Source organism: Pseudomonas sp. Z1-12 (assembly GCF_051132015.1).
Taxonomy (GTDB): Bacteria; Pseudomonadota; Gammaproteobacteria; order Pseudomonadales; family Pseudomonadaceae; genus Aquipseudomonas; species Aquipseudomonas zanjanensis.
Genome location: NZ_CP071647.1, coordinates 5273179 through 5289543 on the forward strand (window position 1 = coordinate 5273179; position 16365 = coordinate 5289543).

The following is a 16365-nucleotide window of genomic DNA, read 5'->3' on the forward strand; positions in this document are numbered from 1 at the left end:
CGTGGCTTCTTCCTTTTACGTCCCAAGGCAATCGACATGACCGATATCCAGAACAAGAACTACATCATTGCCCTCGACCAGGGTACGACCAGCTCACGGGCGATCATCTTCGACCGTGACGCCAACGTGGTCTGCACCGCCCAGCGCGAATTCGCCCAGCATTACCCACAAGCCGGCTGGGTCGAACACGACCCGATGGAAATCTTCGCCACCCAGAGCGCGGTCATGGTCGAGGCCCTGGCCCAGGCCGGCCTGCACCATGACCAGGTGGCGGCCATCGGCATCACCAACCAGCGCGAAACCACCGTGGTCTGGGACAAAACCACCGGCCGCCCCATCTACAACGCCATCGTCTGGCAGTGCCGGCGCAGTACCGAGATCTGCCAACAGCTCAAGCGCGACGGCCACGAGCAATACATCAGCCAGACCACCGGCCTGGTCACCGACCCGTACTTCTCCGGCACCAAGCTCAAGTGGATCCTGGACAACGTCGAAGGCAGCCGCGAGCGCGCGCGCAACGGTGAGCTGCTGTTCGGCACCGTCGACAGCTGGCTGATCTGGAAATTCACCGGCGGCAAGGTCCACGTCACCGACTACACCAACGCCTCGCGCACGATGCTCTTCAATATCCACTCGCTGGAGTGGGACACGAAGATGCTCGAGATCCTCGACATCCCTCGCGAAATGCTCCCTGAAGTGAAGTCGTCCTCGGAAATCTACGGACGCACCAAGAGCGGCATCGCCATCGGCGGCATCGCTGGCGATCAGCAAGCCGCCCTGTTCGGGCAGATGTGCGTGGAGCCGGGCCAGGCGAAAAATACCTACGGCACCGGCTGCTTCCTGCTGATGAACACGGGCAAGAAGGCCGTGAAATCCAATCACGGCATGCTCACCACCATCGCCTGCGGCCCCCGTGGCGAAGTGGCCTACGCCCTGGAAGGCGCGGTATTCAATGGCGGCTCCACGGTCCAATGGCTGCGCGATGAACTGAAGATCATCAACGACGCCTTGGACACCGAATACTTCGCCAACAAGGTCAAGGACAGCAACGGTGTGTACCTGGTGCCCGCCTTCACCGGCCTCGGTGCGCCGTATTGGGACCCCTATGCCCGTGGCGCGCTGTTCGGCCTGACCCGCGGCGTACGGGTCGATCACATTATTCGCGCAGCGCTGGAGTCGATTGCCTACCAGACCCGCGACGTACTCGACGCCATGCAGCAGGATTCAGGCGAACGCCTCCGGGCCCTGCGCGTCGACGGTGGCGCGGTGGCAAACAATTTCCTCATGCAGTTCCAGGCCGACATCCTCGGCACCCGAGTCGAGCGGCCGAAGATGCGTGAAACCACGGCCTTGGGCGCCGCCTACCTGGCCGGCCTGGCGTGCGGCTTCTGGGGCAGCCTGGAAGAACTGCGGGGCAAAGCGGTGATCGAGCGCGAATTCGAACCGCAACTGGACGAGCCGGCGAAAGAGAAACTCTATGCCGGCTGGCAGAAAGCGGTCAGCCGCACCCGCGATTGGGAGCCCCACGAAGACGCTGAATAAAGGCCGACATGATTCCGAAACTGGTCGGGAGTGGATTCCTGCGGCATCATGGGCAAATTTTGTACGGCAGCCCAAAGGAAGCCCCATGAATCTGCCTCCCCGCCAGCAACAAATCCTCGAACTGGTCCGCGAGCGCGGCTATGTCAGCATCGAGGAAATGGCGCAGCTATTTGTCGTCACCCCGCAAACCATCCGCCGCGACATCAATCAACTGGCGGAAGTGAACCTGCTGCGCCGCTACCACGGCGGCGCCGCCTACGATTCGAGCGTGGAAAACACCGCCTACGCCATGCGCGCGGACCAGATGCGCGACGAGAAGCAACGCATCGCCGAAGCCATCGCCGCCCAGATCCCCGATCACGCCTCGCTGTTCATCAACATCGGCACCACCACCGAATCCATCGCCCGGGCGCTGCTCAATCACAACCACCTGAAGGTCATCACCAACAACCTGCACGTGGCTTCGATCCTCAGTGCCAAGGACGATTTCGAAGTCCTGGTCGCTGGCGGTAACGTACGGCGTGACGGCGGCGTGGTGGGCCAGGCCAGCGTCGACTTCATCAATCAGTTCAAGGTCGACTTCGCCCTGGTGGGCATCAGCGGGATCGATGAAGACGGCAGCCTGCTGGACTTCGACTATCAGGAAGTGCGGGTTTCCCAAGCCATCATCGCCAACGCACGGCAAGTGCTGTTGGCGGCGGACTCCAGCAAATTCGGGCGCAACGCCATGGTCCGCCTGGGGCCTATCAGCCTGATCGACTGCCTGGTGACCGACCAGCAGCCGGTGCCGGCCCTGGCGCAACTATTGACCCAGCACAAGATTCGGCTGGAGGTGGTTTGACTTCATCCCCGCCGCCCCTGTGGCGAGGGAGCTTGCTCCCGCTCGGCGGCGTAGCCGTCGTAAAATCGGCCTGGTGCGGTTAGCCTGAAGAAAAACGCCAGCCTGCTTGGGATGGCTTCGCCATCCAGCGGGAGCAAGCTCCCTCGCCACAGAAGCATTCCACAATTCTCTTTTTGTTCGTAAATTTTCCTTTCAGCCGCATTCGATCAGTAATTTCAATCGAATTCGACTGGTCGTGGCAGTGCTTATGGGCTAGTATTTTCGCAAATGAACATTTATGTTCGAATTCAAATATTGTGAAAAAGAACCCGAGGCCAGCCGATGCCCACTTCTACCTTGCCTACGCCCCCTCTCGCCGAGATCTATGACGTCGCCGTCATTGGTGGCGGTATCAATGGCGTGGGGATTGCCACGGACGCTGCCGGTCGCGGTCTCTCGGTGTTCCTTTGCGAAAAGGACGACCTGGCCAGCCATACCTCGTCGGCGAGCAGCAAGCTGATCCACGGCGGCCTGCGCTATCTTGAACATTATGAATTCCGCCTCGTACGCGAAGCCTTGGCCGAGCGTGAAGTGCTGCTGACCAAGGCCCCGCACATCGTCAAGCAAATGCGCTTCGTGCTGCCCCACCGCCCGCACCTGCGCCCGGCCTGGATGATTCGCGCCGGCCTGTTCCTCTACGATCACCTGGGCAAACGCGAGCAGCTCGCCGGCTCCAGAAGCCTGAAGTTCGGAGCCGACAGCGCGTTGAAAAGCGAGATCACCAAAGGCTTCGAATACTCCGACTGTTGGGTCGACGACGCGCGGCTGGTGGTGCTCAATGCCATGGCCGCCCGGGAGAAAGGCGCGCATGTCCACACCCGCACCCGTTGCGTGAATGCCCGTCGCAGCAAAGGTCTGTGGCACTTGCACCTGGAACGTGCCGACGGCAGCCTGTTTTCGATCCACGCCAAGGCGCTGGTCAACGCTGCGGGCCCGTGGGTGGCCAAGTTCATTCGCGATGACCTGAAGCTGGAATCGCCCTATGGCATCCGCCTGATCCAGGGCAGCCACCTGATCGTGCCGAAACTCTACGAAGGCGAGCATGCGCACATTCTGCAAAACGAAGATCAGCGCATCGTGTTCACCATTCCGTACCTGAACCAGTTCACCCTGATCGGTACGACGGATCGCGAATACACCGGCGATCCGGCCAAAGTGGCGATTACCGAAGGCGAAACCGATTACCTGTTGAAAGTGGTCAATGCTCACTTCAAGAAGCAAATCAGCCGCGACGATATCCTGCACAGCTACTCCGGTGTACGTCCGCTGTGCAATGACGAATCCGACAACCCATCGGCCGTGACACGGGACTACACCCTGGCGCTGTCCGGCGGCGGTCAAGAGGCCCCATTGCTGTCGGTGTTCGGCGGCAAGCTGACCACCTATCGCAAACTGGCCGAATCAGCCATGGCGCAACTGGCCCCCTACTTCACACAGATGCGCGGGAGCTGGACCGCCGTGGAAGCCCTCCCCGGCGGCGAAAACATGACCACCCCGCAAGCGCTGTGCTCGGCGCTGCGGGACAAGTTCGACTGGCTGCCAACCGACATCGCCCGACGCTGGGCCACCACCTATGGCAGCCGTACCTGGCGCATGCTCGAAGGCGTGCACGACCTCGGCGATCTGGGCGAGCACATCGGTGCCGGCCTCTACACCCGCGAAATCGATTATCTGTGCAGCGACGAGTGGGCCGTCGATGCCCAGGATATCCTCTGGCGCCGCAGCAAGCTGGGTTTGTTCACCACCCCCGCCGAGCAACAGAAGCTGCAGCAGTACCTGGATAAGGTCGAGCACAATCGCCGCAAGATCGAAGCGGCGTAACCGCATCCCACCAAACCAAAAGCCCCTGAGTCCCACGATTCAGGGGCTTTTCGCTATCTGGAGCCCACCACAGAACCCTGTGGGAGCGAGCTCGCTCGCGATGAGGCCAGCACATTCAACCTCTATGCGACTGACACACCGTTATCGCGAGCAAGCTCGCTCCCACAAGGATCAAAAGCGATCTCAGGGTATTCGGTTTTCCGAACAAGACCCGCCAGTCAGTTCGGCTAACCGGATAAAGAAGCCCGCACGAAACCTGAAACAAAACATTAATCACCAGATAAAACAACAAGTTAAACAGACCGCCCTGGCCTGGCACGACTCATGCTCTACTCTCCTCGAGACGAATGCCTGTACGCCAACACACCAGGAGCTGCCAGGCATTTCGAAGTACTCAGGGCCGACGAACCGGCCGAAATAAAAAAAACAATGTCGAGGAAACATCGATGCGTATCGTTCCCCATCTCCTGGGCGCAGCCATTGCTGCCGCTCTGATCAGCACGCCGGTTTTCGCAGCCGAACTGACCGGCACACTGAAAAAGATCAAAGAGTCCGGCGTCATTACGCTTGGGCATCGCGACGCTTCCATTCCGTTCTCCTACATCGCAGACGCTTCCGGCAAGCCGGTCGGCTACTCCCATGACATCCAGCTGAAAGTTGTCGAAGCCCTGAAGAAAGAGCTCGACGTACCGAACCTGCAGGTCAAGTACAACCTGGTCACCTCGCAAACTCGTATCCCGCTGGTGCAGAACGGCACCGTGGACCTGGAGTGCGGCTCCACCACCAACAACGTCGAGCGCCAGCAACAAGTCGCCTTCTCCGTTGGCATCTTCGAGATCGGCACCAAGCTGCTGTCCAAGAAAGACTCCAAGTACAAGGATTTCGACGACCTCAAGGGCAAGAACGTCGTGACCACCGCCGGCACCACGTCCGAGCGCCTGCTCAAGGCCATGAACGCCGACAAGCAGATGGGCATGAACGTCATCTCCGCCAAGGACCACGGCGAATCCTTCCAGATGCTGGAATCGGGTCGTGCCGTCGCGTTCATGATGGACGACGCCCTGCTGGCTGGCGAGGCCGCCAAGGCCAAGAAGGCTGACGACTGGGCCGTCACCGGCACCCCACAGTCGTACGAAATCTACGGCTGCATGATGCGCAAGGGCGACGAGCCGTTCAAAAAGGCTGTCGATGACGCCATCAAGGCCACCTACGCTTCGGGCGAGATCAACAAGATTTACGAAAAATGGTTCATGCAACCTATCCCACCTAAAGGCCTGAACCTCAACTTCCCAATGAGCGAAGAACTCAAGAAATTGCTCGCCAACCCGACCGACAAAGCGGCTGACGAAAAGAAATCCTGATTTCTGACTAACCTTATCTCCTGAAGGGGCCCCGCTCCTTCAGGGGATGGTCACTCCCTGCTGGCAAATCTGGAAACACTCGAACCGGTGGCTGTCGAGCCGATCGCGTGTGCCTGGCCTTCAAGCCGGGCGGGAACGGAGCTTCCCCAGGCGGGCATTTGTATATCGAACGATCTGAGGGGAGACCCTAATGAATTACAACTGGGACTGGGGCGTGTTCTTCAAGTCCACCGGCGTGGGCAGCGAGATTTATCTCGACTGGTACGTGGCCGGCCTGGGCTGGACCATCGCCATCGCCGTCGTCGCATGGATCATCGCCCTGTTGCTGGGTTCGATCCTGGGTGTGATGCGTACCGTGCCGAACCGGCTGGTGTCGGGTATCGCCACGTGCTACGTAGAGCTTTTCCGTAACGTGCCGCTGCTGGTTCAGCTGTTCATCTGGTACTTCCTGGTGCCGGACCTGCTGCCCGCCGATATGCAGGAGTGGTACAAGCAGGACCTGAACCCGACCACCTCGGCCTACCTGAGCGTCGTCGTGTGCCTGGGCCTGTTCACCGCCGCGCGGGTCTGCGAACAGGTGCGCACCGGCATCCAGGCGCTGCCGCGCGGCCAGGAATCCGCCGCTCGCGCCATGGGCTTCAAGCTGCCGCAAATCTACTGGAACGTGCTGCTGCCCCAGGCCTACCGGATCATCATTCCGCCGCTTACCTCGGAATTCCTCAACGTCTTCAAGAACTCCTCCGTGGCCTCGCTGATCGGCTTGATGGAACTGCTCGCGCAGACCAAGCAGACCGCCGAGTTCTCGGCCAACCTGTTCGAAGCCTTTACCCTGGCGACGCTGATCTACTTCACCCTGAACATGAGCCTGATGCTGCTCATGCGCATGGTCGAGAAGAAAGTCGCGGTGCCCGGCCTGATCTCCGTGGGGGGTAAATAATGGAATTCGACTTCACTGGCATCATCCCGGCCATTCCCGGCTTGTGGAACGGCATGGTGATGACCCTCAAGCTGATGGCCCTGGGCGTCGTCGGCGGGATCATCCTGGGGACGATCCTGGCGCTGATGCGCCTGTCCCACAACAAGCTGGTCTCCAATATCGCTGGCGCCTACGTCAACTATTTCCGCTCGATCCCGCTGCTGCTGGTCATCACTTGGTTCTACCTGGCGGTGCCGTTCGTGCTGCGCTGGATCACCGGCGAAGACACGCCGATCGGTGCGTTCGGTTCCTGCGTCGTGGCGTTCATGATGTTCGAGGCGGCGTACTTCTGCGAAATCGTGCGGGCCGGCGTGCAGTCGATCCCCAAGGGCCAGATGGGCGCGGCACAGGCACTGGGCATGAACTATGGCCAGGTCATGCGCCTGATCATCCTGCCCCAGGCGTTTCGCAAGATGACCCCGCTGCTGCTGCAACAGAGCATCATCCTGTTTCAGGACACCTCGCTGGTCTACACGGTCGGCCTGGTGGACTTCCTCAATGCTTCGCGGGCCAATGGCGACATCATCGGCCGCTCCAATGAGTTCCTGATCATCGCAGGTCTCGTGTACTTCACAATCAGCTTTGCCGCCTCGCTGCTGGTCAAGCGTCTGCAAAAAAGGTTCGCCGTATGATCTCTATCAAGAACATCAACAAGTGGTATGGGGACTTCCAGGTACTGACCAATTGCAGCACCGAGGTCAGCAAGGGTGAGGTTGTGGTGGTGTGCGGGCCGTCGGGTTCGGGCAAGTCCACGCTGATCAAGTGCGTGAACGCCCTGGAGCCGTTCCAGAAGGGTGACATCGTGGTCGATGGCACGTCCATCGCCGACCCGAAGACCAACCTGCCGAAACTGCGTTCGCGCGTGGGCATGGTGTTCCAGCATTTCGAACTGTTCCCGCACCTGACCATCACCGAGAACCTGACCATCGCGCAGATCAAGGTGCTGGGCCGCAGCAAGGAAGAAGCCACCAAGAAAGGCCTGCAATTGCTCGAGCGCGTGGGTCTCTCGGCCCACGCCCACAAGCACCCGGGCCAGCTCTCCGGCGGCCAGCAGCAGCGCGTGGCGATTGCCCGTGCGCTGGCGATGGACCCGGTGGTGATGCTGTTCGACGAACCGACCTCGGCCCTTGACCCGGAAATGGTCAACGAAGTGCTCGACGTGATGGTGCAACTGGCCCACGAAGGCATGACCATGATGTGCGTGACCCACGAAATGGGCTTCGCCCGCAAAGTGGCGAACCGGGTGATCTTCATGGACCAGGGCCAGATCATCGAAGACTGCCCGAAAGAAGAGTTCTTCGGCGACATCAGCGCCCGCTCCGAACGTGCGCAGCATTTCCTTGAGAAAATCCTGCAGCACTAAAGCGTCGCCTTCTTTAGGCGCGCTGATCCTTGTGGCGAGGGAGCTTGCTCCCGCTGGGTCGCGCAGCGGCCCCAAAACCGGCAAATGCAATGTATCTGGCATACCGCATGAACCGTTTTGCGACTGCTTCGCAGCCGAGCGGGAGCAAGCTCCCTCGCCACAGGACCGCGTTCGAAGGACGACCGCCGCCACACTGGTTGACCCAAGGCTTCTGTGATGAAATGCGACCCCACCCTTTATCGCGCCGCGCCGCCATCACTCGCCGTGAAACCCCGCCTGATCCGCCATCTGTTCCTGCCGCCGCTGGTCATTGCGTTGATGATCGGCCTGGGTTACCTCGGCTTCTGGATCAGTGAGCACTACGGCGTACGCGGCCTCGCCGAGAATGGCGAGCGCCAGTTGGAACTGCACGCCCGTGCGGTCGAGAGCGAGATCAGCAAGTACACCTACCTGCCCAGCCTGCTGGAGCTTGAGTCGAGCGTCTCGCAACTGCTCGACGACCCGACGCCCGAACATCGCAAGACCGTCAACGAATACCTCGAAGGCCTGAACCGCCGCAGTCGCAGCCGAGCCATCTACGTGATGGACACCACCGGCCGGGTGATGGCCACCAGCAACTGGCGTGATGTCGACAGTTACCTGGGCGAAGACCTGTCCTTCCGCGCCTACTTCCAGAACGCCGTGCGCGGCCAGCCGGGACGGTTCTATGGCATCGGCAGCACCAATGGCGAGCCCGGCTACTACCTCGCCCATGGCCTGGAGCAACAGGGCAAGATCATCGGCGTCGCCGTGGTCAAGGTGCGCCTCGAAGCCATGGAGGAGCGCTGGCAGCGGGCGCGGCTGGAGGCGTTCGTCAGTGATGAAAACGGCATCATCATCCTGTCCAGCGACCCGGCGCGACGGCTCAAGTCGGTGCGGCCCCTGAGCGACGAGACCAAGGAACGCCTGGCCCGCAGCCTGCAATATTATTGGTTCCCTTTGAACGAGCTGGTGCCCCTGGCCCGGGAACGCCTGGCCGAAGGCATGGAGAAGCTGACCTTCCCGGCCAACACCGAACTGGTGTCCGACGAGCGCGCCATCAGCTACTTGTCGCAAACCCGGCCCTTGAGCGATACCCCGTGGAATTTCACCCTGCTGACGCCCCTTGAAGACCTGCGTCGCCAGGCGATCAACCAAGGCATCCTGGTGGCCGTGGCCTTCGCCCTGGTGGCGTTCCTGCTGATCGCCTGGAACGAACGACGCAAGGTCATCGCCACCCGCCTCGCGGCCCGGGAAGCCTTACAGGAAGCCAACAACCAGCTCGAGCGTCGGATTACCGAACGCACCACCGACCTGCGTGCCAGCAACGAACGACTCAAGGGCCAGATCCGCGAGCGACGCCAGGCCGAAGAGACCTTGCGCCGGGCCCAGGACGAACTGGTCCAGGCCGGAAAACTGGCGGCCATCGGCCAGATGTCCACCAGTATTGCCCATGAACTCAACCAACCGCTGGCGGCGCTGCGCACCTTGTCCGGCAACACCGTACGCTTCCTGGAGCGCGGCCAACTGGACATCGCCAGCACCAACCTCAAGACCATCAACGAATTGATCGACCGCATGGGCCGGATCACCGCCAGCCTGCGGGCCTTTGCCCGGCGCGGCGATGACCAGGGCCGAGCGAGCCTGGGCAAGGCCGTCGAAGCCGCCTTGCAACTGCTGGGCGGACGCCTGGAAAACCTGGACATCCAGATCCACAGCGGTTTCGATGACGTCCAATTGCAAATCGACCAGACCCGCCTGGAACAGATCCTGGTGAACCTGATAGGCAATGCCCTGGACGCCATGCAGACACAACCCGAGCCGAAACTGTGGCTCGAAGGCCAGGCCGCCGACGGTAAATATCGCTTGCGGGTGCGCGACAATGGCCACGGCATCGATCCTGAAGCCCGCAAGCATTTGTTCGAACCGTTCTTCACCACCAAGCCTGGCGAACAAGGCCTGGGCCTGGGCCTGACGCTCTCGGCGAGCCTGGCCGCCGCCGCGGGGGGGCACCTGGGCGTCGAGTACCCGCTCGAGCGTGGCACCACGTTTGTCCTCAACCTACCGTTGGTGAACCCTTCACCTGCCGAGCCGCTATGAACCACGACCTGAGCGTACTGATCGTCGAAGACGACCCCCACGTCCTGCTGGGCTGCCAGCAGGCCTTGAGCCTGGAAGACATTCCCTGCATCGGCGTGGGCAGCGCCGAAGAGGCGCTGGAGCGGGTCGACGATAACTTTGCCGGCATCGTCATCAGCGACATTCGCCTGCCGGGCATCGACGGCCTGGAACTGCTGACCCGCCTCAAGGCGCGGGACCGCAGCCTGCCGGTGGTGCTGATCACCGGCCATGGCGACATTTCCATGGCCGTGGGCGCCATGCAAAAAGGCGCCTATGACTTCATGGAGAAGCCCTTCTCTCCTGAACGCTTGGTGGACGTTGCCCGCCGCGCCCTGGAGCAGCGCAGCCTGGCCCGGGAAGTGTCATCGCTGCGGCGGCAACTGGCCGAACGCGACTCCCTGGAAGGCCGGATCATTGGTCGCTCGCCGGCCATGCAGCACCTGCGCGCGCTGATCGCCAACGTCGCTGACACCTCGGCCAACGTGCTGATCGAAGGCGAAACCGGCACCGGCAAGGAATTGGTCGCCCGCTGCCTGCATGATTTCAGTCGGCGCCACGACAAGCAGTTCGTCGCGCTGAATTGCGGCGGCTTGCCGGAAAACCTGTTCGAAAGCGAGATTTTCGGCCACGAGGCCAATGCCTTCACCGGTGCCGGCAAGCGCCGGATCGGCAAGATCGAGCACGCCGATGGCGGCACGCTGTTCCTCGATGAAGTGGAGAGCATGCCCCTGCCCTTGCAGATCAAGTTGCTGCGCGTGTTGCAGGAGCGCACCCTCGAACGCCTGGGTTCGAACCAGAGCGTGGCCGTGGATTGCCGGGTGATCGCCGCCACCAAGTCCGACCTGGACGAAATGGGCCGCTCCGGGCAGTTCCGCAGCGACCTGTATTACCGCCTCAACGTGGTGACCCTGGAGCTGCCGCCCCTGCGCGAGCGGCGCGAAGACATCCTGCAACTGTTCGAGCATTTCCTCCAGCAGTCGTCCCTGCGCTTCGACCGCACGGTGCCGGAGCTGGACAACCAGACCCTGTCGAACCTGATGAGCCATGACTGGCCGGGCAACGTGCGCGAGCTGCGCAACGTCGCCGAGCGCTACGCCCTGGGCCTGCCGGCGTTCAAGCGCTCCGGCGCCAGCGGTGGCAGCCAGGGCCTGGCCTTCGCCGAAGCGGTGGAAGCCTTCGAACGCAACCTGCTGGTGGACGCCCTGCAACGCAGCGGTGGCAACCTGACCCAGGCCAGCCAGGAACTGGGCATGGCCAAGACCACGCTGTTCGACAAAGTCAAAAAATATGGCCTGAGCCACTGACCTGGGACGTGAACCTGTGGATCTGATTTTCAAGGCCGCGCTGGGTGCCGCCGTGGTGGTCATCCTGGCGATGCTCGCCAAGACCAGGAATTACTACATCGCCGGGTTGGTGCCGCTGTTCCCCACCTTCGCCCTGATCGCCCACTACATCGTCGGCAAGGGCCGCTCGGTGGACGACCTGAAGACCACCATCGTGTTTGGCATGTGGTCGATCATTCCGTACTTCGTCTATCTCGCAACGCTGTACGTGATGGTCGACCGCATGCGCCTCGAAGCCTCATTGGCCGTGGCAGCCGTCGCCTGGCTGATGGCGGCGACGGTGCTGGTCAGCGTCTGGGTGCGGCTTCACGGCTGATCCCTGTGATCAATAACCGACGGTAAACCGCTTTTGCGAAAACTGCGGCGTTTCCACTTCATCGATCATTGCGATGGCGTAATCGGCAAAGCTGATCCAACTGCGCCCGGTGCCATCAAACAGCAGGTGGTCCTTGCCCACTCGGAACTGCCCGGTGCGCTCGGTTTCAACGAACTCCGCCGAAGGCGAGAGGAAGGTCCAGTCCAAGTCCTGTTCCTTGCGCAGCACATCCAGGAACACGGCACCGGCCGACGCTTCCTCCAGGTATTCTTCAGGGAAACCATCACTGTCGATCACCCGGCTGTTATCCGGCAGCAGCAACGAACCGGCCCCGCCGACCACCAGCAAGCGCTTGACCCCGGCGGCCTTCAGCGGTGCGATGATTTTGTCGGCCGGCACGGTGGCAAAGTGCGCGGCACTGATCACCACGTCGTGGCCAGCGATGGCCGCAGTCAATGCCTCGCTGTCCAATACATCCAGCTGTTTGCTGACCACCCCGGCCCTTTCGCCGATTTGCGCGGTGTTACGGGCAATGGCCGTCACGCTGTGACCACGGTGAAGGGCCTCTTCCAACAGCTGGCTACCCGCACGCCCGGTGGCGCCGATGATTGCGATTTTGCTCATGGTGTTCTCCGTTGATTACACAAGATGCTACTGAAGCAGTTGCTTGAATATTTCCAAGTGACATGAGCCTTTATGGCTTGAAATGAAGCCCTTGTGGCGAGGGAGCTTGCTCCCGCTCGGCTGCGCAGCAGTCGCAAAAATGCTCATGCGGTGTGCCAGTCACGACTCATTGGCTGGTATTGGGGCCGCTACACAGCCCAGCGGGAGCAAGCTCCCTCGCCACAAAAGCGCATCAGCCCAGCCTCATCGCTGTCTCAATACCTCACCACTTCATCTCGCCTTTCGCCACCTTGGCACTCAGTTCCAGGGAACTGTCTTCACCCAGGTTCGGGTAGCGTTGCTTCATGGCAGCGATCAGCGCGGAGGAATCCTTGGCCTTGGCGGCTTCTTCATCGAAGGCCCTGATGTAACCGGCAGTGAATGTCACCGGGGCCAGGGAACGGGCGCTTTCACCCAGATAATGGCCGGGAATGACAGTGGCCGGTTGCAGCGTTTCAATGTGATCCAGCGTCGCCAGCCAATCCTTGTGCGACTTCGGCGTCTGGGTGTCGGCCATCCACACATGAATGTTCTCGGCCACCACGACACCGCCAACCACCGCCTTGATCGATGGAATCCAGACGAAACTGCGGTCCGGTTGTGGGCCATCGAGGCCGACGATCTGCAGGCGCTGGCCTTCCAGGGTCAGGCTGTCGCCCTTCAACACCTGGGGCACGATGGCCTTGGTGGGTGCATCGGTCTTCAGGATCGGCCCCCAATATTTCAGCTTGCCGTCCAGGGTGTGCTTGATGTGTTCGACGGTCGGCGCCGACGCCAGCACCTTTGCCTCAGGGAACGCGGCGGTGAGGGTTTCCAAGCCAAAATAGTAGTCAGGATCGCCATGACTGATGTAGATCGTGGTCAGCCGTTTGCCACTGGCGCGGATTTTTTCCACCACCTGCTCGGCCTGGGTCTTGCCAAACTGGGCGTCCACCAAAATCGCCTCCTTCTCACCACTGACCAACACCGACGTCACTGGAAAAATCGCCGCCGCACCAGGGTTGTAGACGTCGAGCGTCAAATCGGCGGCCCAGCCCTGGGCGGTGAAGGCCAGGGCGGCGGTGGCCAGCAGCAGGCGCTTGAGTGGGATAAATCCGGTCATGGTGTGCTCCGTTGTTCAAAAACCCGTCAGGGGAATGAGACTGAGCTTAGTTGCCTGACTCGTTACAAAAAATGCGATGCTGGGACATAGTTTGTTTCTGAAAGCGGGCAAATCATGGATCGTTTACAAGCAATGCGGGTGTTCGTCACGGTGGTCGACCTCGGTAGCCAGTCAGCGGCGGCCGAGCACCTGGACCTCTCGCGGCCGGTGGTGTCGCGCTACCTGGCAGAGCTGGAAGACTGGGTCGGTGCCCGGCTGATGCACCGCACCACGCGCAAACTGAGCCTGACCGCCGCCGGCACGGAAATCCTGCCGCGCTGCCGGCAAATGCTGGAGTTGTCCGGCGACATGCAAGCCGCCGTCGGCACCTCGGACGACGCGCCCCGGGGCATGTTGCGCATCAGTGCCAGCACTTCGTTCGGCCAGGCCCAACTGGCGAGCGCCATGGCCGAATACGTCAAGCGCTACCCAGGGGTGAGCGTCGACCTGCAGATGCTCGACCGCACCGTCAACCTGGTGGATGAACGCATCGACCTGGCGATCCGCATGAGCAACGACCTGGACCCGAACCTGATCGCACGCCGCCTTACCGTCTGCCGCTCGGTGATCTGCGCGTCGCCGCGGTATCTGCGTGAGCATTCGACACCGCTGCGCGTGGAAGACCTGAGCCGGCACAACTGCCTGACCCATTCCTACGTCGGCAAGAGCCTGTGGCATTTCGAGCAGGACGGCGAGCCGGTCGCGGTGCCGGTGCAAGGCAATATCAGCGCCAACGAAGCCAGCACTTTGCTCCAGGCCACGATAGCCGGCGCGGGCGTGGCGATGTTGCCCAGCTACCAGGCTGGCCCGCATATCCAGAGCGGTGAACTGGTGCGACTGCTGGGCCACGCCGAACCGCGCCGGATGAACATGTACGCGGTGTATGCCTCACGCAAGCACATGCCGTCGGCGTTGCGCAGCCTGCTGGATTTTCTGGTGCTGAAATTTCCTGAGACGCCTGAGTGGGATGTGGGATTGTAGCGCCCCTCTGCGCAAGCCTTTATGGGAGCCTTTGTGGGAGCCTTTGTGGGAGCCTTTGTGGGAGCGAGCTTGCTCGCGATAGCGGAGTGTCAGCCAACCTTTATTGACTGATACACCGCTATCGCGAGCAAGCTCGCTCCCACAGGGGATCTCGGTGCAGCCTCAAGGCTGCGTCGGGATTTCACCAACAGCCCGCCCCAAGGCATACTGGCCACCCTCCGCACTCCAGAACCCTAAACCGCCCCATGCGTATCCACGTCAGTTTCATCGACCGCGTCGGCATCACCCAGGAAGTCCTGGCCTTGCTCGGTGGGCGCAATCTCAACCTGGATGCCGTGGAGATGGTGCCGCCCAACGTCTACATCGACGCCCCGACCCTCAGCCCGCAAGTGCTCGACGAGTTGCGCGAGGCGCTGTTCAGCGTGCGCGGCGTGCAGGCCGTCACCGTGGTGGACATCCTGCCGGGCCAGCGCCGGCACTTGCAGCTCGATGCCTTGCTCGCCGCCATGACCGACCCGGTGCTGGCCCTGGACAGCGCCGGCAAGGTGTTGCTGGCCAACCCGGCGCTGATTGCCCTGTACGGGCGTGAACCGGCCGGGGAAAGCGTGGCCGAGCTGTTCGGTGACGAGGCATTGCTCGGCGCCCTGCTGGAGAACGGTTTCCGCTTGCCACTGCGGGAAATCACCCTCAACGGCCAGACCTTGCTGCTGGACGCCACGCCCATCACCGATGCCGGCGCGCTGCTGACGCTCTATCAGCCCAACCGCATCGGCGAGCGCCTGTCGGCCCTGCATCACGATCACGCCGAAGGTTTCGACGCGCTACTGGGCGAATCCCCGGCGATCCGCACCCTCAAGGCCCGGGCCCAGCGCGTCGCGGCCCTGGATGCACCGTTGCTGATCCAGGGCGAAACCGGCACCGGCAAGGAACTGGTGGCCCGGGCTTGCCACGCCATCAGCGCCCGTCACAGCGCACCGTTCCTGGCCCTGAACTGCGCCGCGCTGCCGGAGAACCTGGCCGAAAGTGAATTGTTCGGCTATGCCCCCGGCGCCTTCACCGGGGCGCAACGGGGCGGCAAGCCAGGGCTGATGGAACTGGCGAACCAAGGCACGGTGTTCCTCGATGAAATCGGCGAGATGTCGCCGTACCTGCAAGCCAAGTTGCTGCGTTTCCTGAACGATGGCAGCTTCCGCCGGGTCGGCGGCGACCGGGAAATCAAGGTCAATGTGCGGATCCTCAGCGCCACCCACCGCAACCTGGAGAAAATGGTCAGCGAAGGCTCGTTCCGCGAAGACCTGTTTTATCGCCTGAACGTGCTCAACGTCGAAGTGCCGCCGCTGCGTGAGCGCGGCCAGGACATCCTGCTGCTGGCGCGTTATTTCATGCAGCAGGCCTGCGCGCAAATCCAGCGCCCGGTCTGCCGCCTCGCTCCCGGCACGTATCCGGCACTGTTGGGCAACCGCTGGCCGGGCAACGTGCGGCAATTGCAGAACGTGATCTTCCGCGCCGCCGCCATCTGCGAAAGCAGCCTGGTGGACATCGGCGACCTCGACATCGCCGGCACCTCGGTGGCGCGCCAAGGTGATGTGGAAGTCGAGAGTCTGGAACAGGCTGTGGAAAGCTTCGAGAAGCACCTGCTTGAAAGTTTGTATGCCAACTACCCGTCCACCCGCCAGTTGGCCAGCCGCCTGCAGACCTCCCATACCGCGATTGCCCATCGGTTGCGCAAGTACGGTATTTCCGGGAAGCCCTAAACCCGCCGCAGTTCCCCTGTGGGAGCGAGCTTGCTCGCGATAGCGATGTGTCAGTCACCCTATGGCTGACTGGGCTACCGTCATC

14 protein-coding genes are annotated in these 16365 nt (G+C 61.8%); 12 read left to right on the forward strand and 2 right to left on the reverse strand.

The features are described 5' to 3' along the window. The first annotated feature begins 36 nt into the window (after nt 1-36). The 10 genes from glpK (at nt 37) to J3P85_RS22940 (ending at nt 11741) form a co-directional block, all read left to right on the forward strand. Nucleotides 37-1542, forward strand: coding sequence for a glycerol kinase GlpK (glpK, locus tag J3P85_RS22895; protein ID WP_434703610.1), 1506 nt, complete (start codon nt 37-39; stop codon nt 1540-1542). A gap of 85 nt (nt 1543-1627) precedes the next feature. Next, the gene (locus J3P85_RS22900) at nt 1628-2383 is read left to right on the forward strand and encodes a DeoR/GlpR family transcriptional regulator (RefSeq protein WP_186706331.1); all 756 of its coding nucleotides are present in this window, start codon (nt 1628-1630) and stop codon (nt 2381-2383) included. 321 nt (nt 2384-2704) lie between these two features. Further along, nucleotides 2705-4243 carry a glycerol-3-phosphate dehydrogenase gene (glpD, locus tag J3P85_RS22905; RefSeq protein ID WP_186706332.1) on the forward strand — a complete coding sequence of 513 codons (1539 nt, stop codon included), beginning with the start codon at nt 2705-2707 and terminating at the stop codon, nt 4241-4243. A 446-nt stretch (nt 4244-4689) separates the two neighbouring features. Further along, nucleotides 4690-5604: a glutamate/aspartate ABC transporter substrate-binding protein gene (locus J3P85_RS22910; RefSeq protein WP_434703613.1), complete on the forward strand. Its 915-nt coding sequence runs from the start codon at nt 4690-4692 to the stop codon at nt 5602-5604. Between the two features lie 190 nt (nt 5605-5794). Beyond that, complete coding sequence (locus J3P85_RS22915; protein WP_053124568.1) at nt 5795-6541, forward strand: amino acid ABC transporter permease; 747 nt, start codon at nt 5795-5797, stop codon at nt 6539-6541. After that, nucleotides 6541-7212 (forward strand): amino acid ABC transporter permease, encoded by a 672-nt coding sequence (locus tag J3P85_RS22920; RefSeq protein ID WP_014339892.1) that lies wholly within the window; start codon nt 6541-6543, stop codon nt 7210-7212. Before J3P85_RS22915 ends, J3P85_RS22920 begins: the two co-directional genes overlap by 1 nt. After that, on the forward strand, nt 7209-7943 hold the full coding sequence (locus tag J3P85_RS22925) for an amino acid ABC transporter ATP-binding protein (RefSeq protein ID WP_018614195.1): 735 nt from the start codon (nt 7209-7211) through the stop codon (nt 7941-7943). Before J3P85_RS22920 ends, J3P85_RS22925 begins: the two co-directional genes overlap by 4 nt. Before the next feature lie 216 nt (nt 7944-8159). Beyond that, nucleotides 8160-10061 carry a sensor histidine kinase gene (locus tag J3P85_RS22930; protein ID WP_434703614.1) on the forward strand — a complete coding sequence of 634 codons (1902 nt, stop codon included), beginning with the start codon at nt 8160-8162 and terminating at the stop codon, nt 10059-10061. A 44-nt stretch (nt 10062-10105) separates the two neighbouring features. Beyond that, complete coding sequence (locus J3P85_RS22935; protein ID WP_231139257.1) at nt 10106-11386, forward strand: sigma-54-dependent transcriptional regulator; 1281 nt, start codon at nt 10106-10108, stop codon at nt 11384-11386. Between the two features lie 25 nt (nt 11387-11411). Further along, nucleotides 11412-11741: a GlpM family protein gene (locus J3P85_RS22940; protein WP_187293334.1), complete on the forward strand. Its 330-nt coding sequence runs from the start codon at nt 11412-11414 to the stop codon at nt 11739-11741. 9 nt (nt 11742-11750) lie between these two features. Here J3P85_RS22940 and J3P85_RS22945 read toward each other — a convergent pair whose 3' ends face one another. Both J3P85_RS22945 and J3P85_RS22950 read right to left on the reverse strand, forming a co-directional pair. Then, a complete protein-coding gene (locus J3P85_RS22945) occupies nt 11751-12365 on the reverse strand; it encodes an NAD(P)-dependent oxidoreductase (RefSeq protein WP_434703615.1) in 615 nt (204 codons plus the stop codon). A gap of 262 nt (nt 12366-12627) precedes the next feature. Next, entirely contained in the window at nt 12628-13506 is an 879-nt protein-coding gene (locus tag J3P85_RS22950; RefSeq protein ID WP_434703616.1) for an MBL fold metallo-hydrolase, read from the reverse strand. A gap of 114 nt (nt 13507-13620) precedes the next feature. On the opposite strand from J3P85_RS22950, the gene J3P85_RS22955 reads away from it, so the two are divergent. After that, entirely contained in the window at nt 13621-14526 is a 906-nt protein-coding gene (locus tag J3P85_RS22955) for a LysR family transcriptional regulator (RefSeq protein ID WP_434703617.1), read from the forward strand. Nucleotides 14527-14771: 245 nt separating this feature from the next. Further along, complete coding sequence (locus J3P85_RS22960) at nt 14772-16280, forward strand: sigma-54-dependent transcriptional regulator (protein ID WP_186706339.1); 1509 nt, start codon at nt 14772-14774, stop codon at nt 16278-16280. Nucleotides 16281-16365: the final 85 nt, after the last annotated feature.